Source organism: Pseudomonas sp. KB_12, assembly GCF_052114545.1.
In the GTDB taxonomy this organism is placed as follows: Bacteria; Pseudomonadota; Gammaproteobacteria; order Pseudomonadales; family Pseudomonadaceae; genus Aquipseudomonas; species Aquipseudomonas brassicacearum.
Genome location: NZ_JBFREY010000021.1, coordinates 74118 through 92851 on the forward strand (window position 1 = coordinate 74118; position 18734 = coordinate 92851).

20 protein-coding genes and 4 tRNA genes are annotated in these 18734 nt (G+C 58.5%); 19 read left to right on the forward strand and 5 right to left on the reverse strand.

All coding sequences use genetic code 11. From position 1 onward, the window contains the following. Positions 1-46: 46 nt before the first annotated feature. The 5 genes from AB4Z20_RS18280 to AB4Z20_RS18300 all read left to right on the forward strand — a co-directional run bounded on the left by AB4Z20_RS18280 (position 47) and on the right by AB4Z20_RS18300 (position 1364). Positions 47-122: transfer RNA gene (locus tag AB4Z20_RS18280), tRNA-Glu, on the forward strand. A gap of 2 nt (positions 123-124) precedes the next feature. Next, positions 125-200 (forward strand) — tRNA-Gly (locus AB4Z20_RS18285). A gap of 104 nt (positions 201-304) precedes the next feature. Then, positions 305-380, forward strand: a tRNA-Glu gene (locus tag AB4Z20_RS18290). Positions 381-383: 3 nt separating this feature from the next. After that, positions 384-459, forward strand: a tRNA-Gly gene (locus tag AB4Z20_RS18295). Between the two features lie 272 nt (positions 460-731). Beyond that, positions 732-1364, forward strand: a complete 633-nt coding sequence (locus AB4Z20_RS18300) for a LysE family translocator (RefSeq protein WP_442090352.1) — start codon at positions 732-734, stop codon at positions 1362-1364. A gap of 68 nt (positions 1365-1432) precedes the next feature. Here AB4Z20_RS18300 and AB4Z20_RS18305 read toward each other — a convergent pair whose 3' ends face one another. The 4 genes from AB4Z20_RS18305 to AB4Z20_RS18320 all read right to left on the reverse strand — a co-directional run bounded on the left by AB4Z20_RS18305 (position 1433) and on the right by AB4Z20_RS18320 (position 6194). Continuing rightward, complete coding sequence (locus tag AB4Z20_RS18305) at positions 1433-2689, reverse strand: aminotransferase-like domain-containing protein (protein ID WP_258689051.1); 1257 nt, start codon at positions 2687-2689, stop codon at positions 1433-1435. A gap of 62 nt (positions 2690-2751) precedes the next feature. Next, a complete protein-coding gene (locus AB4Z20_RS18310; protein WP_253476923.1) occupies positions 2752-3897 on the reverse strand; it encodes a PLP-dependent transferase in 1146 nt (381 codons plus the stop codon). Next, positions 3894-5378 carry an AmmeMemoRadiSam system radical SAM enzyme gene (gene amrS, locus AB4Z20_RS18315; protein ID WP_253476921.1) on the reverse strand — a complete coding sequence of 495 codons (1485 nt, stop codon included), beginning with the start codon at positions 5376-5378 and terminating at the stop codon, positions 3894-3896. The genes AB4Z20_RS18310 and amrS overlap by 4 nt, the downstream gene beginning before the upstream one ends. A gap of 102 nt (positions 5379-5480) precedes the next feature. Continuing rightward, positions 5481-6194 (reverse strand): YczE/YyaS/YitT family protein, encoded by a 714-nt coding sequence (locus AB4Z20_RS18320; protein ID WP_442090353.1) that lies wholly within the window; start codon positions 6192-6194, stop codon positions 5481-5483. 187 nt (positions 6195-6381) lie between these two features. On the opposite strand from AB4Z20_RS18320, the gene AB4Z20_RS18325 reads away from it, so the two are divergent. Next, positions 6382-6813: an Lrp/AsnC family transcriptional regulator gene (locus AB4Z20_RS18325; RefSeq protein ID WP_003204346.1), complete on the forward strand. Its 432-nt coding sequence runs from the start codon at positions 6382-6384 to the stop codon at positions 6811-6813. Positions 6814-6860: 47 nt separating this feature from the next. On the opposite strand, the gene AB4Z20_RS18330 is transcribed toward AB4Z20_RS18325, so the two are convergent. Further along, on the reverse strand, positions 6861-7730 hold the full coding sequence (locus AB4Z20_RS18330) for a helix-turn-helix transcriptional regulator (RefSeq protein ID WP_253476918.1): 870 nt from the start codon (positions 7728-7730) through the stop codon (positions 6861-6863). Between the two features lie 312 nt (positions 7731-8042). Between AB4Z20_RS18330 and AB4Z20_RS18335 the strand changes: the two genes are divergently transcribed. The 13 genes from AB4Z20_RS18335 (at position 8043) to AB4Z20_RS18395 (ending at position 18719) form a co-directional block, all read left to right on the forward strand. After that, the gene (locus AB4Z20_RS18335; RefSeq protein WP_003204342.1) at positions 8043-8234 is read left to right on the forward strand and encodes a Flp family type IVb pilin; all 192 of its coding nucleotides are present in this window, start codon (positions 8043-8045) and stop codon (positions 8232-8234) included. Between the two features lie 145 nt (positions 8235-8379). After that, positions 8380-8571 carry a Flp family type IVb pilin gene (locus tag AB4Z20_RS18340; protein ID WP_003204340.1) on the forward strand — a complete coding sequence of 64 codons (192 nt, stop codon included), beginning with the start codon at positions 8380-8382 and terminating at the stop codon, positions 8569-8571. 26 nt (positions 8572-8597) lie between these two features. After that, a complete protein-coding gene (locus tag AB4Z20_RS18345) occupies positions 8598-9128 on the forward strand; it encodes an A24 family peptidase (RefSeq protein ID WP_253476914.1) in 531 nt (176 codons plus the stop codon). A gap of 2 nt (positions 9129-9130) precedes the next feature. Further along, complete coding sequence (locus tag AB4Z20_RS18350) at positions 9131-10459, forward strand: AAA family ATPase (RefSeq protein WP_320389273.1); 1329 nt, start codon at positions 9131-9133, stop codon at positions 10457-10459. Positions 10460-10474: 15 nt separating this feature from the next. After that, a complete protein-coding gene (cpaB, locus tag AB4Z20_RS18355) occupies positions 10475-11290 on the forward strand; it encodes a Flp pilus assembly protein CpaB (protein ID WP_253476909.1) in 816 nt (271 codons plus the stop codon). Positions 11291-11359: 69 nt separating this feature from the next. Then, positions 11360-12676: a TadE/TadG family type IV pilus assembly protein gene (locus AB4Z20_RS18360; protein WP_442090354.1), complete on the forward strand. Its 1317-nt coding sequence runs from the start codon at positions 11360-11362 to the stop codon at positions 12674-12676. Positions 12677-12684: 8 nt separating this feature from the next. Continuing rightward, positions 12685-13164, forward strand: a complete 480-nt coding sequence (locus tag AB4Z20_RS18365; RefSeq protein ID WP_253476903.1) for a TadE/TadG family type IV pilus assembly protein — start codon at positions 12685-12687, stop codon at positions 13162-13164. Then, positions 13164-13658: a TadE/TadG family type IV pilus assembly protein gene (locus AB4Z20_RS18370; RefSeq protein WP_253476901.1), complete on the forward strand. Its 495-nt coding sequence runs from the start codon at positions 13164-13166 to the stop codon at positions 13656-13658. The genes AB4Z20_RS18365 and AB4Z20_RS18370 overlap by 1 nt, the downstream gene beginning before the upstream one ends. Continuing rightward, positions 13652-14872: an AAA family ATPase gene (locus tag AB4Z20_RS18375; protein WP_253476898.1), complete on the forward strand. Its 1221-nt coding sequence runs from the start codon at positions 13652-13654 to the stop codon at positions 14870-14872. The genes AB4Z20_RS18370 and AB4Z20_RS18375 overlap by 7 nt, the downstream gene beginning before the upstream one ends. Positions 14873-14875: 3 nt before the next feature. Continuing rightward, entirely contained in the window at positions 14876-16318 is a 1443-nt protein-coding gene (locus tag AB4Z20_RS18380; protein WP_214509694.1) for a CpaF family protein, read from the forward strand. Continuing rightward, complete coding sequence (locus AB4Z20_RS18385) at positions 16315-17301, forward strand: type II secretion system F family protein (protein ID WP_253476895.1); 987 nt, start codon at positions 16315-16317, stop codon at positions 17299-17301. Before AB4Z20_RS18380 ends, AB4Z20_RS18385 begins: the two co-directional genes overlap by 4 nt. Positions 17302-17328: 27 nt before the next feature. Beyond that, a complete protein-coding gene (locus AB4Z20_RS18390) occupies positions 17329-18294 on the forward strand; it encodes a type II secretion system F family protein (RefSeq protein ID WP_214509696.1) in 966 nt (321 codons plus the stop codon). 260 nt (positions 18295-18554) lie between these two features. Continuing rightward, positions 18555-18719 (forward strand): hypothetical protein, encoded by a 165-nt coding sequence (locus AB4Z20_RS18395; RefSeq protein WP_163006746.1) that lies wholly within the window; start codon positions 18555-18557, stop codon positions 18717-18719. The last annotated feature ends 15 nt before the right edge of the window (positions 18720-18734 follow it).

Consider the following 18734-nt stretch of genomic DNA (forward strand, 5'->3'; position numbering starts at 1 on the left):
GTAAAGCACTCAGCTAAACGCTCTAAGCAGTGAATGTTGTACGTGTGTCCCCTTCGTCTAGTGGCCTAGGACACCGCCCTTTCACGGCGGTAACAGGGGTTCGAGTCCCCTAGGGGACGCCAATGCGGGAATAGCTCAGTTGGTAGAGCACGACCTTGCCAAGGTCGGGGTCGCGAGTTCGAGTCTCGTTTCCCGCTCCAATTTTAAACAGCGTTGCTTTCGGGCAGGGCTGAGTGAAACCAGAACCAAATCTTCGGAGGCGGATCTGGGCACTGGAACACACACCATGTGTTCCGGGCAGCGTGTCCCCTTCGTCTAGTGGCCTAGGACACCGCCCTTTCACGGCGGTAACAGGGGTTCGAGTCCCCTAGGGGACGCCATTTGCGGGAATAGCTCAGTTGGTAGAGCACGACCTTGCCAAGGTCGGGGTCGCGAGTTCGAGTCTCGTTTCCCGCTCCAAATTCAAAAAAACGCCGCTCATTTGAGCGGCGTTTTTTTATGCGCGTAAAAAGGCCATCTCAATGCCCAGGGTTATGTATCCGGCGCTCAAGGGCCTTTAACCAGCGATTTGCCTTGTATGAGGGGGCTGGCGACGATTTTCCTTAATATTGAAGGGGAGTGGAGAATACTTCCTGCAAAATTTAAGGGAAAACGCTTAGTAAGATTAATAGTTCATTCCTAAAGAAATGCACTTCTCCTAACCTTCCAGTACCCCTTCTGGAGATGCATTTATGCTGATATTCGTTAAATCGATGGTCATTGGGCTGTGCATTGCAGCCCCTGTAGGACCCATTGGGCTGTTGTGCATACAGCGAAGTCTGATGCTTGGGTGGAGAGCCGGTTTCGCGACGGGATTGGGTGCGGCCACAGCCGATTCGATCTATGGATTCATCGGTGCCCTGGGTGTCACCGCCATCATTGCGACGCTCATCAGCTTTAAACCCTGGTTGTGTATTTTTGGTGGGTTGTTCCTCGCCTACATTGGTTATCAGACAATACGATCGAAGAGCGGCTCGACGGCCATGGCGGGTGAGCGGGCCAATATGTTCAAAGCCTACTCGACCACGCTGTTCCTGACCCTGTCGAACCCCATGACCATCTTGTCGTTTATCGCGATATTTGCCGCGTTGAGTGATGGTATGGCCAGTGACCAAGGCGGCCAGCACGCCTTGCTGCCGATGGTGACCGGTATCTTCCTGGGCTCGGCTGCCTGGTGGCTGGGGTTGAGTGGGTTCTCCTCCATTTTCAAAGCGCGGATTGCCGAATCAAAGCTAAGGCTGATCAACTACTTTTCAGGGGCAACCATCACCGTCCTGGGGGCCTACCAGGTCGCCACTGGCGTCATGCTGGCCACGGGAGCCTGACCCGGAGCTTATGCCTCGCTGAGCGAGGCATAAGCCTTGGTATTCCCCCTGCAATACACGCAGACGTTTTATTGCAGCTTGAACTCGACGTACGCCCTGAAACGGCCTATCGCCTGGGTGATTTGCGAGGTGGTTGCATTGCTGAACGACAGCCTGACCTGGGTGGTGGCCTCATTCATCAGCGAAAACAAGGTGGTGGGAAATACAATCACCTTGAACAACCTGGCGCATTCGCGCATTTCAGAATATCCAAAGGCGAAAGGCAGCTGCACGTTGATGAAGAAGCCGCCTGCCGGATGATTCCAGCTGACCGCTCTTTGGGCGCCGACCTTGAATGGGAATTCGCGCTCAAGGCATTCAAGCATGTGATTTCTTTTCTTTGTGTAAGACAACACCCTGGGTTGGTTCAGCCCTTTCAACGAGTAGTCGTGCTCGATCAGCAAGCCTGCGACAACCGCTTGGCACAGAGCGGGGGTATTCACCGTGATCAGGCTTTTGGCCTTGCTCAATCGGCCGCTGAAGGACATGACCCCCGTGCCCTCTGGGGCGACCACATAGCCCATGCGCAAGCCCGGGAAAATCGATTTGGCAAACGAGCCCAGCAAGAACACCCGACGGCTGTCGATGGACTTCATGGACGCAATGGCATCGCCGTCGTACCTGAAGTAACGGTAGGCGGTGTCTTCGAGGATGAAAAAGTTCTTTTCATCGGCCAGGGAGAGCATGGCTCTCCTGTTGTCATGGGAAAGGCTGTCGGCGGTAGGATTGCTAAAGTCCGCAATTGCATAAAGCGCCTTGATTCTTTCACCTCTGGATTCCAGTGCTTCGATGAGCCTGCGCAGGGCGATCGGATCAAGAAAGGCAGCCATGGGGACGGGGGCTACTTTTATCCCCAGCAATTTTGCGATGCCCGTGATCCCGGAAAACACCGGGTCAGGTACCAATAAAACCCCACCGCCTTCAAAAATGGACAGGAGCGTCAAGGTGCAGGCTTCTTGAAAGCCCATGCACACCACAATGCTTTCAGGGTTGGAAACGTTGATCGCTTCATCCACCTGCAAATGGTTGGCGATTATTTCATTGATGATTCCAGAGGTTTTTCCATATTGGCAAAGCAGCGTCGCCAGTGACTGTTCGGTGCCGGCAACGTGATCCTTGTATTGGGCCAGGCCCCTGTCGATGAGCGAAGGGTCGCACTGCTCGTCATCGGGTCGACCGGAGGCCAGTGAAATGGCCTCCGGGTTTTCTTGGGCAATGGAGTTCAGTAGGTGGATGACGTTCAGGATGGGGTCGTCGAATATCGTGTTTTCGAATGCGCTGGACACTTCGCTTCTCCATAAAAAAAGCAACGAGCCATTGAAGGCCCGTTGCTCATGATCAACACCCGCTACGCAGGATCGAGTGAGCGTTCTTGATCGACCTTGCTCTGCGTGGCTTCGAATGCTTGCAGCAGGTCCTCCTTGAGGTCTTCCAGGTCCTCCAGGCCAAAGCACAATCGAACCAGGCCTTTCTCGATGCCCATGTCCGCTTTTTCCCGATCCGTCATCGAGGCATGGCTGCCGCTGAAGGGCTGGGCAACCATTGATGTCACGCAGGCCATTCCAGTGCCCGTGCCAAACCATTTGAGCGCGCTGGTGAACGTTTTGTAGAAGGGAACCAGATCGGGTCGAATATCAACAAACACGATGCCGCCATAACCGGTTAGCTGTTTGCCATCGACGCGTGGGTAATAGACATGCTCAATAAAAGGCAGCTCACGCAGATAGTTGAGCATGCTGGATGTCGTCTGGCTGTGTTTCTCCATGCGCAGGTTGAATGTCTGCATGCTTCTGCGAAGCAACCATGCGCTATTGGGGGTTAATATCGTGCCCGAATAAAAGCGGCCTTCAAGCAGGCGGTTATAAATCTTCTCGTTGTTGACCAGAACCAGGCCGCCCATGACATCGCTATGCCCAGAGAAGTATTTGGTTGCGCTGTACAGGGAAATGTCGGCGCCAAAATTCAACGGCTTCTGGAATATCGGCGTGGCCCAGGTATTGTCAACGACTACCAGCGCCTGCGGGTTGATTTGCTTGACGGCCCGGCTGACTGCATGAATATCAATGTCTTTCAGGAACGGATTGGTCGGTGTTTCGAAAATGACCATGTCGACGTTCGCCGGCAATGCCTTCAACCCGTCTGCCGTGGTGAGATCCAGAATCGTCAGGTCTGCGCCGATACGTGCCGCATACCGCTGGAACAATTTATAAGAGCAGCCATAGATGTATTTGTTGATGACCAGTGAAGCACCCGGTTTCAACAGTTCCAACACCATGTAGATGGCGCTCATCCCGGTGCTGTAGGCCAGGGCATATTCGCTGCCCTCCAGAGATGCGACAACCTGTTCCAATTCACTCACATTGGGATTGGCCTTCCTTGAGTAGAAGAAGGCCGAGTCAGCGCTGAAGGCGCTGCACTGATAAATAGGCGTGACCGAAGGGCGCGCGTCCCGGTCATCGACCTTGATATGAAGTATTTCAGTAGACACTTTCATGCCTGGCTGACCAGTTTGATGACCTGTTCATACATGTTCTGCTTGCCCTCGTAACCAATGGTCGGGGTAATGTCGTTTTGCGAAATACCAATTTCTTCAATCGATTCCGTGGGGAAGTGAGCCCTGTCGAATACTTCATGAAGGTTCGAGTTCACCCCGTTGGGCAGCCAGACCTCAGGACCGGTTTCATCGATGCGTGCCTTGGCAATAATGAATCGATAGCTTTCGTGTGGCCGCAGCGTCAGTGATTTCCAATCGCTGTTGTGCCCGTCCGTATAGTTGCGCCGCAGGTAGACGGTCTGTTCGAAATCTTCGGTATTGAGCACTTGGGCGTGCAGCGACACGATATCCCCATGCCACTCGAACTTGCGTTTCTCGTAAGCGCTCAGCGCGTCCTCGCGCAGCTCGACAGGGGCGTTCGCCTGATGCTCGCCGAGCAATTTGAAATGCGCATCGTGCCCGCATTGAGAGCAGCAACCCTTGCTGTCCAGCCCGATGATTTCAGCGTTCAAACCGTAGCGGGTGACGAGCAGGGCGTTACATTTGTTGCAGCTGGTATTGGTTCCCTCGACGTCATTCACGTTGCCCAGATAGACATGCTCAACGCCCATGCTCCGAGCAACGTCCCGAGCCTTCAGCAGCCGGTCCACAGGGGTACGGATGCTGTTGCTCATCTTGTAATCGGGGTGGAACCTGACGAAGTGCAGCGGCACATTCGGGCCCAGTTCATCCAATACCCACTGGCTGATTTTCCGGGCCGTTTCCTCGTCGTCGCTGATGTCGGTCACCATCAAGGTGCTGACCTCGACATATTTGCCGGCGTCGTAGACCTTCTTGATACCCGCCAGGACTGGCTCTACCCAGCCGGTGGTGACCTTGCGGTAGTATTCCGGGGAAATGGATTTCAGCGAAATCGAGAAAATATCAATAACCGGCAGTAATTCATCAATGGCTTCTTCACTGATAAAGAACGCCGATTTATACAGGTTGATCAGGCCCGCTTCCTTGGCCAACTTTGCCGTGTCGAGGATGAATTCATGCCAGACAACGGGATCGTTATACGTCCAGGAAATGACGCGTATTCCGTGCTTGAGTGCGGTTTCCACAACTTGTTCAGGGGTGTAGTAGTAAACGTCTTTGTCGGTGACGTACTTGGCTTGCGAGGTCTTCCAGTTGTGGCAATAACCACAGTTGAGCATGCAGCCGATATTGCCCAGGGACAGGATCCGCTCTCCAGGGGCAAAGTGGAAAACGGCTTCGGTCTCAATCGTTTCTTCCGTGCTGTGAACGCCTTTGCCGTAGTTCAATGTAACGAGTCTGCCGCCGCGGTTTCCGCGCACTTTGCAAAAACCTACCTTGCCCTCCTGTATGACACAATTTCGTGGGGAGAGATGACACTTGACGACGCCCCCCGGAAGTATTTCTTCCAGTTTTGCCGGGCTGCTTTCCAAGGTCCAGTTCTTATTTTTTGTAGTGTCCATCTTTCTCAGTCCTCATCACGGAAGTTGCTATCAATATCATCGGTTGAAAAAGTCGAGGCGAAACAATCCCGCTGCCATGGATGGCAACTATCTTTATGGGTATTAGTAGGCGGATGAAGCGCGAATCAATCCATAGTTCTTGAGAGAAAAGCGCTTGGCATTCATGTTCATGAAGGGTTGAATAAGCGGGCCGATCACTAGCAGGAATGCAATCGTTCCCACGCCGAACGGGCCGCCTAAAAGCCATCCGCTCGAAAAGATGCCGATTTCAATGATCATTTTGGCTCTGGTGAATGACCAGCCCCACTTGGAGACCATGGTCAGGACCACCAGGTCCATGATTCTGATTCCAATACCGCTCATGATGATCAACGCGGAGGAGTAGGCACATAACATCAGTCCCGTCGCCAATAACGTGTACTCATTCATTCTCGCGATCAAATACTCTCCGAGCCCCAACCATGACCAGAGATCAATCAACAGACCGGTCAGTGTTGTTGTAATAAAGGGACTTATCGGCGGGTATTTTTTGTTCCAGAGCATCCACCATGTGAGGAAGAAGAGGGACACGATAGCCGAACAAATGCCCATGCCAAGCATAAGTATTTTATCGATGGAAATGATCAAGACGTCTAATGGATCGGTACCCAGTTGACTGATGATGAAGCACTTGGCACCCAGCGAAAAGAAGCCGACACCCGTCAAGTACATGAGGATCTGGTCCTTCTTGAAGCGGCGAAGATTTAGTACTTGCGTGCCAATGTGCTGGGTGAAAGAGTATGACTTTTTTCCACACTTTATCTTTTCATCTTCCATGCGAATACCATCCCTGGAGAGAATATTTTATTATGAGTGCGTCACGCTAAAGAGCAGGGCTATTGATTGCCCTCGGCTTTCAGGCTGGAAATAGACTAGCGTCCTGCTTTATTTTGGTGCATGCTTTTTTTAATGAAAAACGCGCGCTTTTCATTAAAATTTATACTTTTAACCGGGGAAAACGCACATGGATCGTATAGACGTCAAAATCCTGGGTAAGGTACAGGACTGTGGTCGCATTTCCATCACAGAGCTTTCCAAGCACGCAGGTCTTTCTATTCCTGCCACCAATGACAGGTTGCGCAAACTTGAAGACTCAGGGGTCATCAAGGGCTATTGCGCTCAGTTAGATCCAACCAAACTGGGGTACGGCATATCAGCTGTCGTCGGCATCACCACCCTCAAGCCGGCGAAATCCAAACTGATCGCGACGCTCACCGACATACCCGAAGTCGTTGAGTGCCTGCACATCACGGGAAACGACTCCTATCTGATCCGGATCTACGCCAGATCCATGGCTGAGATCGAAGACATTATTGCGAAAATCAATGCCTACGGTGAGACGCGGACGAGCATTGTCCTGTCCATTCCTATCGAGAGAAGAAAGCTCGCCCCATGAGCCTGGGTGCTGCGCACTGACTACGTGCCTTGCTAAACAAATAGGGCTCACCCCTCAAGACTGTGCACCAGGTTTTCAATCGCTTCCAGAGCCGCTTCATCCACAGAGGGTGGCGCAGGACGTGCGCTGCGTACCTGGTACGCAAGACGGTACTCACTGGGGGTGCAACTGGCGTATTGCTTGAAGGCGCGGGCGAAGTAGGACGGGTCCTTGAAGCCGGCCTCGTAGCCGATGCTGGTGATGGGCATCTGGCTGTTGTCGAGCAGTTCCTTGGCAAAGCTCATGCGTTTGTTCAGCACGTAGTCGGTGAAGCCGAGTCCGTTGGCTTCCTTGAACACCCGGCTGAAGCGAAATGTGGTCATGCCGCAGCGCTTGGCCAGATCGCGCTGATCGATGCTTTCGCGAAAATGCTGGTCGATGTACAGCATGATGTGGCTGAGGGCCTGGTGTTTCTGGTGCCCGGAGGTCAGGCGGATACTGTCCGGCAGGGTCGGGGAGTGGTCGATCTGCGAGGTCTTTGCCCGGCCATTGGTATTGCGACGCAACTCGCACAGTTGCACCACGGCCGTCAGGTAGCGCCTTCTCTCGGCGGTAGACAGGGGCACCACCATGTATTCCCAGACGCTGGAGCGCATGGCCCACACCGCCAGTTCTTCGGAGTGCTGCACGGTGAACATGGTGATGGGGATGGCCGGAACGGTCCGCTTGATCTCCAACAGGCGCCGCAGGCCCGGCGTGTCCGGGCGATCGAAGTGGATGCAGATCATGTCGACCTGTTCCCCGCTGGGCAGCATGGCGTTCTTTGCCAGCGTGCAGTCGCAGCTGTCCTGGAACTGGGAGACGAGTTCCTGGGTGGACCGATCGTGAGTCAGATCGAACCATAACAGCTTTGGTTTTTCAGTCAGACTTGGCGCCATAGGACGACTACCCAGAGGTTCTTCCTGCCCTTTAGCTAGCAGTATTGTCACAGTGCTATCACTTCGCCGAATAAATTTTTATAAAAACCCGGTCTTTTAGCGCCGTCCCTGCCACGAGACGCTCGCGGGCGCCCGTTTGCGCTGCGGCACGGATGGATTTTCCGACCTCCTGGCGTTTCTCATCCCCCGCAAAAAAATCCTAGCGATGTGCAAAATCCTCCTAACGGCTATGACCACCTGCTGACTAGGGTTGCATCAGGCAGTTCGCAATGTACTGCCTCTTTGAAAAACAACCCCAATGAGGTGTGCGAAATGACTCTTCAAACTATCAAGGCTTCGGTACTGAAGTTCGCCAAAGATGAAGACGGCCTGACCATTGTGGAATACGCCGTGGCCGGTGGGTTGATCACGGTGGCTGTGGCGGCGATGTTCGTCTTGCTGGGCAGCGCTGTGAACACCCGGATTACCGCACTCTGCGCCGCGGTCAAGGGCTCTGCCTGCTGACAACCGCTCCCTTTCGGGAATGGGATGAAGCCCATCGAGGCGCCGGTTTCAGCATTGCCTGATAAAGCTTCGAAGTATTTGCTCAATGGGCTTCGCGTTGTTCTTTATCTGCCGGTTTTATGACCGTTGAAGTGAGGTAAATGACATGAAAGTTCAAAGACTCAGAACTTCGATAGTTAAGTTTATCGACGATGAAGACGGCCTGACCATTGTGGAATATGCCGTGGCCGGTGGGCTGATTACGGTGGCGGTTGCCGCGATGTTCGTTCTGCTGGGTGGTGCGGTGAATGATCGGATCACTGCGCTCTGCGCCGCGGTAAAAGGCTCTGCCTGCTAACTCCAACCGCACTATGGAGACGCATCATGTCCATGGAATTGCTGATGTCGACGGTATTGCTGCTAGGACTACTGGGTGTGGCGGTGGTGAGCGATCTGCTTCGCCACCGCATCCCCAACACGCTGGTGCTGTTGGGCCTGGCCTTGGGATTGGCCAGCCAGATTTATACAGACGGGATTGGCGGGCTCGGCGACAGCCTCTTGGGCATGCTGATCTGTTTCGCGCTGTTCCTGCCCATGTACGCGGTCGGTGGCATGGCCGCCGGTGACGTCAAGCTGATGACCATGGTCGGCAGCTTCCTGCCCTTTCATTACGCACTGTGGGCGGCGCTGTTCAGCCTGATCGCCGGCGGTGTATGCGGTTTCCTGATCGTCCTGGCCCGCGGCCAACTGCTCCAGACCCTGCAGCGCTACTGGTTGAGCGTCCGTGCGCAGGCGTATCTGGCGCCTACGTCGGATGAAGTGGCCGGCAAACCCTTTCCTTATTCGATTGCGATCCTGATCGGTACTTTGAACAGCGTTTACTGGCAACTGGTTGCCGGCGGCTGGGGAGTCTAGTCATGCATGTCATCAACGATAGCGATGCCTACCCCAGCGAACGGGAAGCGGTCCAACGCCTGGCGCCACAACCTTGCACCATTCGCGACACCGGCCTGACCGACAGCTTCCTGGGTGAGTTGGTGTGCAAGCACCTGCACGATGCCGGTGTGCTGGACATGTCGCGGCTGGTGGAGCGCCTGGCCCTGACCGGCGCGGTACTGGAAGAAGTCCTGGCGTTCCTGCGCAAGGACGGTCGCGTCGAAGTACTGGGCCAGTTGGGGCAATCAGGCGGGCAGACGCTGCGTTATGGCCTGACCGAGCGCGGCCGCAGTTCGGCGCGTGACGCCCTGGCCCGTAGCGGCTACATCGGCGCGGCGCCGTTCCCGGTGAGCACCTATCGCTCGCTGATCAAGATCCAGACCATTCACCATGGCCGCATCACCGCCAAGGACATGCACCAGGCGCTGGCCGGCATGGTGTTGAGCCAAGGCATGCTCGATCAGTTGGGCGTCGCCCTGAATTCCGGGCGGGCGATCATGATCTACGGCCCGGCGGGCACGGGCAAAACCTATGTCAGCAGCCGATTGATCCGGCTGTTCGCCGAGGCGATCTGGGTGCCCCATGCCATCGTCATCAACGAGTCGGTGATCGAGATCTACGACCCGCAGGTGCACCAGCGCCTGGATGACAACGGCCAATCGAACAACCTGATGCTCAACGAAGGCATCGACCGCCGGCTGCTGTGCTGCAAACGCCCGATCGTCATCACCGGCGGCGAGCTGAACATGGAACAGCTGGACGTGCGCTACGACCCGTTCACCCGGCAATACCAGGCGGCGTTGCAGCTCAAGGCCAGCAATGGCCTGTTCATCATCGATGACATGGGCCGCCAGCGCATGGCCCCGGCCGAATTGCTCAATCGCTGGATCGTGCCCATGGAGGAGAAGCGCGACTTCATCAACCTGGGCGGCGGCCGGCATTGCGAATTGCCGTTCGACCTGGTGCTGGTGTTTTCCACCAACCTCAATCCCCTCGAATTGGCCGACGAGGCCTTCCTGCGGCGCATTGGCTACAAGGTGCAGTTCGGCTACCTCAAGCCCGAGGAATACGAACAGATCTGGCGCCAGGAGTGCGAACGCTTGGGCATCCCCTATGACCCGCTGCTGGTGCGCTATGTCCTGCAGCGGTTGTATGCAGCCGAAGGCATGCCGCTGGTGCCTTGCCATCCCCGTGACCTGTTGAACATGGCGCTCGACCGCCAGCGTTACCTGGGCGGTTCCGGGCCCCTGTCGCCGCAAGAGCTGGAATGGGCCTGGCACAACTATTTCGTTCAGCTCGACTTCCTTTGATCTGGAGATACCGACATGAGCTCTCGTACGCTTCCGCTGATAGGCATTTCCCTGGTAATGGGCCTTGGTGCCGCATGGATGGCTGACTCCTGGCTGAGCGCGCGACTCAACGCGACCCCCGACGATCACTTGCGAAGCGTGGTGGTCGCCACGGTGGAAATCCCCTTCGGGCAAATGGTCGAGGCCCAGCAAGTCACGACCGTGCGCATGCCCATGGACACGATCCCGGACGACGCCTTCGATTCCAGCGAACAGGCCGTGGGCAAGATCGCCACCTTCGACATCCTGCGCGGCGACATCGTGCGGGGTGCGCGTCTGAGCGAGCACTTGGGCGGCAGCACCCTGGCTTCGCTGATCGCACCGGACAAACGGGCCATATCGGTGCGTGTGGATGATGTGGTCGGCGTGGGTGGCTTCCTCTTGCCGGGCAACCGGGTCGATGTCTTGGCGACCAAGACCACCAGTGCCGGCAGCAACAGTGCGACATCCCGGACTCTCCTGGAAAACCTGCGGGTACTGGCCGTGGACCAGACCGCAGGCACGGACAAGACCCAACCCGTAGTGGTGCGGGCCGTGACGCTGGAAATGTCCGCCACCGAAGCGGAATTGCTGGTCACCGCGCAGACCGAAGGCAAGCTGCAATTGGCCTTGCGCAACCCATTGAACCTGGAGAAGAAGGCCGTGGCCGTTGCGCCGCCAGCCCCTGCGCCGGTCATGGCGATGGCGGCGGCCCCAGTGCCAAAACCTGTGGTGCTGCGCAGTGCCAAGCCGCAAGGCGGGGCGATCACGTTGATCCGCGGGGTTGAAAGCAGCGTGATCAATGTTCGCTGAGTGACGCCTCCATGCCAGGCCGTTACGGGCCGTGGCGATGCCGATCCTCAAACGTTGTATGAGGGCTCGATGATGAATGCCAATATCCGGCGCCAGGGAGGGGCGGTGAGTGTACTGATGGTGATCGCCCTGGTGGCGATTTCCATGATGGCGGCCTTGGCCCTGGATGGCGGGCACATGCTGCTGAACAAGACGCGCCTGCAAAATGCGGTGGATGCCGCGGCCTTGGGCGGCGCCAAGACCCTGAGCCAGGTGAGTGGCGGCATCAACATGGCCAGCACCACCCGCGCGGCGGCCCTGGACACGCTCAACAGAAATGCCAACGCCGCCGGCAACACCGAGCTGGCAACCGCCGTCGCCGGCAACCCGGGTGCGTTTGCCGTGGTGGAGTTGTCCAGCAGCGTCTACGGCCCGTTCTCCTACCCAGGGCCTACCGATGCCAAATACGTACGGGTGTCGGTGTCCAGCTATCAGTTGAGCGGGTTCTTCTGGAGTTTCGTGCAAACGATGGGCAGCGCCGGCTTGGGCAACAAGCGCGTGGCGGCGATTGCCACTGCGGGTCCCAGTCCGACCTCTCCGTGTGACCTGGCGCCGTTGATGGTCTGCGGCGATGCCACTCAATACAACCCGGCCGCCGGCAACTTCTGGGGGTATCAATTTGGCGACCTGGAAGTCTTGAAAACGGCGGCGGGGAACTCGTCGCCCATCGGCCCGGGGAATTTCCAACTGCTGGATTTCGGCTCAGGCGGCAGTGCAGTCCGGGAGGATCTTGCCGGCGGTGGCTCGGTTTGCCGCAGTGTCGGCGACAACGTCCAGACTGCACCAGGTAATAAAGCCGGCCCAACGTCCCAAGGCATGAACACGCGCTTCGGTATCTACAACGGTCCGGTCAGTTCTTCGGACTACCCACCGGACCTGGTCACTACGTCGAGCACCCCGGCGATGACCTACAACGATGCGCTCTCCCAGGCGCAATACAAAGGCAAAGCCGTCACTTCGAGCAACGGCGATCTCTCGGCGGGCGGCGAGGCGATACAGGACTACAACGATTGGCGGACCAAGGTTGCCGCCTGTGTAGCGGGAGGGGCGAGCGGCTGCCAAAGCAACGGGGTTTTCGAACGTCGGATGCTGAAGATCGTGATTGGCAATTGCACCGGCAAGCAGGGCGGTTCCACCTCGATTCCGGTCCTGGGGTTCGGCTGCTATTTCGTCGTGCAGCCGGTGGATGGCGGGGGCTCGGACTCCCTGGTTTTTGGCCAGTTCGTCAAGGAGTGCGAGGGCGATAACGTCCCCGGCCCCACGCCGTCCAGCGATGCCGGCCCGCAGATCATCCAGCTCTACAAAACCTATCTCAACGGCAGCGGCACGCCGAGCACCGACTCGTAGGAGGCGTCATGAGACTTGCCCGATTCAAGCCAGCGCAGGCCCAGCAAGGCGTGGCGCTGGTGGAGTTCACCCTGGTGCTGCCATTGCTGCTGCTGTTGCTGCTGGCCTTCGGCGAGTTCGGTCGCATGCTCTACCAGTACAACGTGCTGTTGCAGGCCAGTCGCGATGCCGACCGCTTCGTCGCCAGCCAGGCGTGGAACTCCACCCTCGGCGCCGTCGCCTTGGGCAGCACGCTCCAGACCCAGACGAAAAACGTCGCGGTGTATGGCGTGCCCAGCGCTACTGGAACCGCCGTGGTGTCCGGGTTGACCACGGCTAACGTGCAGGTCGCCGCCGTGGGTATCGATCATGTGCGCGTCACCATCACCTACACCTTCTGCCCGGTGATTGGTGCGGGCAGTTGCAATGGGTCGATCCCCGGGTTTTTTGGCAACGCCATTCCGCTGGGCATCCAGTTGGTGGCGACCACCGTCATGAGGGCGCTCTGATGAACAATAAGCACATGCGCGGCACGTACGTCGTGGAGTTCGCTTTCGTTGGCCTGCTGGTGTTCACCCTGCTGTTCGGGGTGCTGGAAATGGGTCGGTTGTATTTCACCGTCAACGCCCTGGATGAAGCCGCACGGCGCGGTGCGCGTCTGGCGGCGGTGTGCAATATCAGCGACCCGGTGGTGTTGCGCCGGGCCATCTTCAACGCCGCGACGGACGCCGGTACCAGTCAACTGATCAGCAGCCTGGCGACCACGAACCTGGCGCTGACTTATCTGGACGTCAATGGCGCCGTGGTGGCGAACCCCGCCGACACGTCCGGCGCCACAGGGTTTCGTGCCATCCGCTACGTCCAGTTGAGCGTGCAGAACTTCGTTTTCAACCTGTTCATTCCCGGCTTAGGCGTGCCCATCACCTTGCCCACGTTCAGGGCAACCTTGCCACGCGAAAGCCTTGGGCGTCATTCCGATTCCGGGGAGATCACACCATGCTGAACACCAAGGAAACTCCGCTTTCGACCGCGACTGGCAGAGCCGGGCTGCGGATACTGATCAGCAGTCGCGATGCCACGTCGCTGCGCGACCTGCAATGCGTCTGCCAGCGCATGCCTGGCCTTGAGGTGAACACGCGCCTGGTCAGCAACGGCCATGTCGACCCGCTCTACGGCCTGGACCGCATGCCCGATCTGCTGCTGCTACGCGTCAGCCACCTGTGGCGCGAAGAACTGTCGGCGTTGCTGCAACGTCCGGCCCATGAACGTCCGCCGATGCTGGTATGTGGTCCCTTGGGTGAGCAGGAGGGCATGCGCCTGGCGATGCAGGCCGGCGCCCGGGATGTGCTGCCTGAACCCATCGCCGATACCGAATTGGTAGCGGCGCTGAATCGCCTGGTGACGGAAGTCCGCCTCGGCAACGGCAACGAGGGCAAGCTGGTCGCCGTGATCAGCGCCAAGGGAGGCTCCGGCGGAACCCTGGTGGCCTGCAACCTGGCCCAGCAGCTCAGCGCCCGGGCAGGCAATACCTTGCTGCTGGACATGGACCTGCAATTTGGCAGCGTGACCCATTACCTGGACGTGGCGCAGTCCCACAGCCATCTGGAAGTACTGCAGCAGATCGATGACATGGACAGCGTCGCGCTGCGGGGTTTTTGCAGCCACTTCAGCCCGACCCTGCACGTACTGGGTGGCCGGGCTGGCGAATTGTGCCTGCCCCAGGACGCCCAACCGGAACAGCTTGACGCCCTGTTGCAACTGGCCCGCGCCAGTTATGAGTGGGTGGTGGTGGACCTGCCGCGGCAGATCGATCACCTCACCGGTTCGGTGCTGGAACAGGTGGACCGGGTGTACGTGGTGGTGCAACAGAGCGTCAGCCACCTGCGCGATGCCAGCGCCCTGGTGCGGATCCTGCGCGAAGACTTGGGCGTGCGCGGGGATCAATTGCAGATCGTGATCAACCGCTATGACAAAAACGCTGCTGTCAGTCTCAAGGATATCGGCGAGGCCCTGCGTTGCACGAACCTGTCGAAATTGCCCAATGACTTCAACCTGGTCAGCCAGAGTCAGAACACTGGCGTGCCGTTGGGGCTGCATGCGCCGAAGGCGGCAATCACCGCCGCCCTGCGCGATTTGACCGAAGACCTGGTCGGTCACCAGATGGCCACAGACAAGGGCCTGCTTAAACGTGCCTTCAACCGTTTTTTCGGGGGATGACCCATGATCAGCGACTTTCGTAACCGCTTGCGCAAACAGCCCGCCAAACCTGGCGCTTCAGTGGGCGCCCAGCCCGGCGACGGCCTGCCTGACCCGACAGACGCGTTAATGGCCTGGGAGCAGGCCATCCCCGACGTGCTTTACGAAACCCGCAGCCAGGTCACGCCGGTGGAGGCCGAGTGGCGGGAAAAGATCTACCAGCAACTGCTCAAGGTCATGGACCTGTCGTTGCTCGATGCCTTGGAACAAGTCGAGGCCACGCGGCAGATACGCGATATCTGCCAGCGCCTGCTCGAGGAGCATTCGGCGCCGGTGAGTACCGTCAGCCGGCAACTGATCATCAAGCAGATCACCGATGAAGTGCTTGGCCTCGGGCCGCTGGAACCGCTGTTGGCCGACCATAGCGTGTCCGACATCCTGGTCAACGGGTTTGCCTCGGTCTACGTCGAGCGCTTCGGCAAGTTGCAACGCACCGACGTGCGTTTTCGCGACGACCAGCATTTACTGAACATCATCGACCGCATCGTTTCCAGCCTGGGGCGACGTATCGACGAGTCCTCGCCCTTGGTGGACGCCCGGCTCAAGGACGGTTCGCGGGTCAACGCGATCATTCCACCGCTGGCCATCGACGGTCCGAGCATGTCGATCCGGCGCTTCGCCGTGGACCTGCTCAACACCGACAGCCTGATCCAGGTCGGCACCATGACCCCGGCCATTGCCTTGCTGCTCAAGGCCATCGTTCGCGGGCGCCTGAACGTGCTGATTTCCGGCGGGACCGGCAGCGGCAAGACCACTATGCTCAACGTGCTGTCCAGTTTCATTCCCCATAACGAACGCATCGTCACCATCGAGGATTCGGCCGAGTTGCAACTGCAGCAACCCCACGTGGTACGCCTGGAAACCCGGCCGTCGAACATCGAGGGGCGCGGCGAGGTGAGCCAGCGGGAATTGGTACGCAACAGCCTGCGGATGCGTCCGGACCGCATTGTCATTGGCGAGGTGCGCGGCGCCGAGGCGATGGACATGCTCACGGCGATGAACACCGGTCACGATGGTTCGCTGACCACCATTCACGCCAACACCGCGCGGGATGCCCTGGGGCGAGTCGAGAACATGGTGTCGATGACCGGGGCGACTTTTCCGATCAAGGCCATGCGTCAACAAATTGCCTCGGCCATTGATGTGGTGATCCAACTGGAGCGTCAAGAAGACGGCAAGCGACGCGTGGTGAGCATGCAAGAGATCAACGGGATGGAAGGAGAGATCATCACCATGACCGAAATTTTCTCCTTCGTGCGCCAGGGCATCGGCGAGCACGGCGAGGTGCTTGGGGAGTATCGGCCCAGTGGCATGATCCCGGCCTTCCGCGATGTGCTGGCCAAGCGCGGCATCGAACTGCCACTGACCCTGTTTCGCCCTGAGTGGATGGAGGGCCGGACGTCATGAGCAATATCCCCAGTGAATTCATCCTGATTTTCCTCGGCATGGTGTTCATCGCCGTATTCCTGCTGTCCCAGGGCGTGGTGGTGCCGGTGTTCGGCGAAGCCGGCAAGATGCGCAAGCGCATTCGCGGGCGCCTGCATGTGCTGGAGAAGGCCAACCATTTGCCCAACATGCAGACCGTGTTGCGGCAGAAATACCTGACGCGCCTGTCACCCTTGGAAGCCCGCCTGGAACAGCTGCCGTTCATGGCCAACCTGACCCAACTGATCGAGCAGGCCGGGCATGAATACCGGGCTTATCGGGTCATGCTGCTCGGTCTGATCCTGGGGGCGGCGGCCGGTGCCTTGGTGCTGATGGTCTCGCCCGTCTGGTGGCTGGCGCTGCTGGCGGCATTTGCGCTGACCTGGGTGCCGGTGCTGAAAATCCTGCGTGACCGCAACAAGCGTTTCGCCGCGTTCGAGGAAGGTTTGCCGGATGCGCTGGACGCCATGTGCCGGGCCTTGCGCGCCGGGCATCCGTTCAACGAAACCCTGCGCCTGGTCGCCGAGGAGCACAAAGGACCGGTCGCCCAGGAATTCGGCATGACGTTTTCCGATATCAACTATGGCAACGATGTGCGCCGGGCCATGCTCGGCCTGCTGGAGCGCATGCCGAGCATGACGGTGATGATGCTGGTGACCTCGATCCTGATCCACCGTGAGACCGGCGGCAACCTGACCGAAGTGCTGGAGCGCCTGAGTCGCTTGATTCGTGGGCGGTTTCGTTTCCAGCGCAAGATCAGGACGCTATCGGCGGAAGGGCGCATGTCGGCCTGGGTGCTGGTGGCGATCCCGTTCGTGCTGGCGATCGCCATCGTGCTCACCAGCCCCAGCTACATGCCGGTACTGATCAATGACCCCATAGGGCACAAGCTGATCATCGGCGCGTTCTGCGCCATGTTGATCGGGATTTTCTGGATAAGAAAGATCATCCGGATCCAGGTATAAGCGCTGTTGCGCCGAGAGGTTTCAGTCATGGACTTTTTGCTCGGATTGTTGAGTCGGTTTACCGGCAACGAAGAGCTGGCACGCCTGTTGTTCGTCACAGTGGTCGGCGTCAGCACGGTGTTGGCGGTCGTCGCGCTCATGCTCTTGATGTTGGGCTTGCAGGATCCGGTGCAGCGGCGCTTGGCGCTGATCAAGCGCGGTTACGCTGGCAACACTGTGGGGCAGGAGGCGCCCAGTAACCTGCAGCTCTTGCTGGAACGGGTTGGCCAGCGCTTTGCCTCGACCGATCAGGCCCACACGTCCGCGACCCAGACCTTGCTGACCCATGCCGGTTACCGGTCTGCCTCGGCGGTGCAGATGTATTGGGCGGTGCGCCTGATGTTGCCGTTGTTGATGGTCGGCGTTGCGTTGTTGCTGCTGCCGATGGTCAAGGTTTCAGTGGCCATCGGCCTGCTGGCGGTGACCCTTGTGGCGGGCATTGGCTGGTTGCTGCCGGCGATCTACGTCGGCAAACGCAAGGAGGCACGGCAAGGCCGGCTGCGCGCCGCGTTCCCGGATGCGCTGGACCTGATGGTGGTTTGCGTCGAGTCGGGCCTGGCCCTGCCCACGACGATCGAGCGGGTGGCTGAAGAGATGTCGGTCAGCCAGGTTGAACTGGCCGAGGAGCTGGCGCTGGTCAATGCGCAGATCCGGGCGGGCATCACCAGCACCGAGGCCCTCAAGCAACTGGCCGTGCGTACCGGCCTGGAGGATATCCAGGGTCTGGTCAGCCTGCTGGCGCAGAGCATCCGTTTCGGCACTAGCGTGGCCGATACCCTGCGGATCTACGCCGATGAGTTTCGCGACCGGCGTACCCAGGCTGCCGAAGAAATGGGGGCCAAGATTGGCACCAAGCTGATCTTTCCGCTGATTTTCTGCCTGTGGCCGAGCTTCTTCCTGGTTGCCATTGGTCCGGCCATGATCGGTGTGTTCAGGGCCTTCGGGAATATGTAGATCGGTGGGTGTGCATGCGTCTTGTGTTCGCCACCGTCCCATTGTGGGAGCGAGCTTGCTCGCGATGGCGGCCTGACAGCCGGCCAGGGTTTTGTTGGGCCTGGATTTTGTTAAGTGAGTACATATCCATTGCTGCGGTAACGGCTGCTTAGGGTTTCGCCCTGACGGCGACTCACTTTTGAGAAGCCCGGAAGCCGGCCCAGTCAAAAGTAAGCAAAACGCTTCATGCCCCACCACTCGGTGCCTCGCCTAGGCTCGGCATGCCCTCACTCCGGCATTGCTCCGTGGGCCGCCGCGAAGGGCCATCCATGGCCCAGCGCGGCTATCCCGGCATCCATGCCGGGATGCCCACTGCGCAATGCCTGCGTTCGGCCAGCGTGGTTAACGGGGCGCCCGAGATCAACGTCCACCGCGAGGCGGCCTAGTAGCCGACCTGGCTC

Coding starts and splice junctions, on each gene's coding strand:
- AB4Z20_RS18345 (WP_253476914.1), top strand. CDS start 8,598: ATGTCCATGGAATTGCTGATGTCGACGGTATTGCTGCTAGGACTACTG.
- AB4Z20_RS18330 (WP_253476918.1), bottom strand. CDS start 7,730: ATGGCGCCAAGTCTGACTGAAAAACCAAAGCTGTTATGGTTCGATCTG.
- AB4Z20_RS18340 (WP_003204340.1), top strand. CDS start 8,380: ATGAAAGTTCAAAGACTCAGAACTTCGATAGTTAAGTTTATCGACGAT.
- AB4Z20_RS18380 (WP_214509694.1), top strand. CDS start 14,876: ATGATCAGCGACTTTCGTAACCGCTTGCGCAAACAGCCCGCCAAACCT.
- AB4Z20_RS18390 (WP_214509696.1), top strand. CDS start 17,329: ATGGACTTTTTGCTCGGATTGTTGAGTCGGTTTACCGGCAACGAAGAG.
- AB4Z20_RS18300 (WP_442090352.1), top strand. CDS start 732: ATGCTGATATTCGTTAAATCGATGGTCATTGGGCTGTGCATTGCAGCC.
- AB4Z20_RS18360 (WP_442090354.1), top strand. CDS start 11,360: ATGATGAATGCCAATATCCGGCGCCAGGGAGGGGCGGTGAGTGTACTG.
- AB4Z20_RS18310 (WP_253476923.1), bottom strand. CDS start 3,897: ATGAAAGTGTCTACTGAAATACTTCATATCAAGGTCGATGACCGGGAC.
- AB4Z20_RS18365 (WP_253476903.1), top strand. CDS start 12,685: ATGAGACTTGCCCGATTCAAGCCAGCGCAGGCCCAGCAAGGCGTGGCG.
- AB4Z20_RS18320 (WP_442090353.1), bottom strand. CDS start 6,194: ATGGAAGATGAAAAGATAAAGTGTGGAAAAAAGTCATACTCTTTCACC.
- AB4Z20_RS18370 (WP_253476901.1), top strand. CDS start 13,164: ATGAACAATAAGCACATGCGCGGCACGTACGTCGTGGAGTTCGCTTTC.
- cpaB (WP_253476909.1), top strand. CDS start 10,475: ATGAGCTCTCGTACGCTTCCGCTGATAGGCATTTCCCTGGTAATGGGC.
- AB4Z20_RS18385 (WP_253476895.1), top strand. CDS start 16,315: ATGAGCAATATCCCCAGTGAATTCATCCTGATTTTCCTCGGCATGGTG.
- amrS (WP_253476921.1), bottom strand. CDS start 5,378: ATGGACACTACAAAAAATAAGAACTGGACCTTGGAAAGCAGCCCGGCA.
- AB4Z20_RS18335 (WP_003204342.1), top strand. CDS start 8,043: ATGACTCTTCAAACTATCAAGGCTTCGGTACTGAAGTTCGCCAAAGAT.
- AB4Z20_RS18375 (WP_253476898.1), top strand. CDS start 13,652: ATGCTGAACACCAAGGAAACTCCGCTTTCGACCGCGACTGGCAGAGCC.
- AB4Z20_RS18350 (WP_320389273.1), top strand. CDS start 9,131: ATGCATGTCATCAACGATAGCGATGCCTACCCCAGCGAACGGGAAGCG.
- AB4Z20_RS18395 (WP_163006746.1), top strand. CDS start 18,555: ATGCCCTCACTCCGGCATTGCTCCGTGGGCCGCCGCGAAGGGCCATCC.
- AB4Z20_RS18325 (WP_003204346.1), top strand. CDS start 6,382: ATGGATCGTATAGACGTCAAAATCCTGGGTAAGGTACAGGACTGTGGT.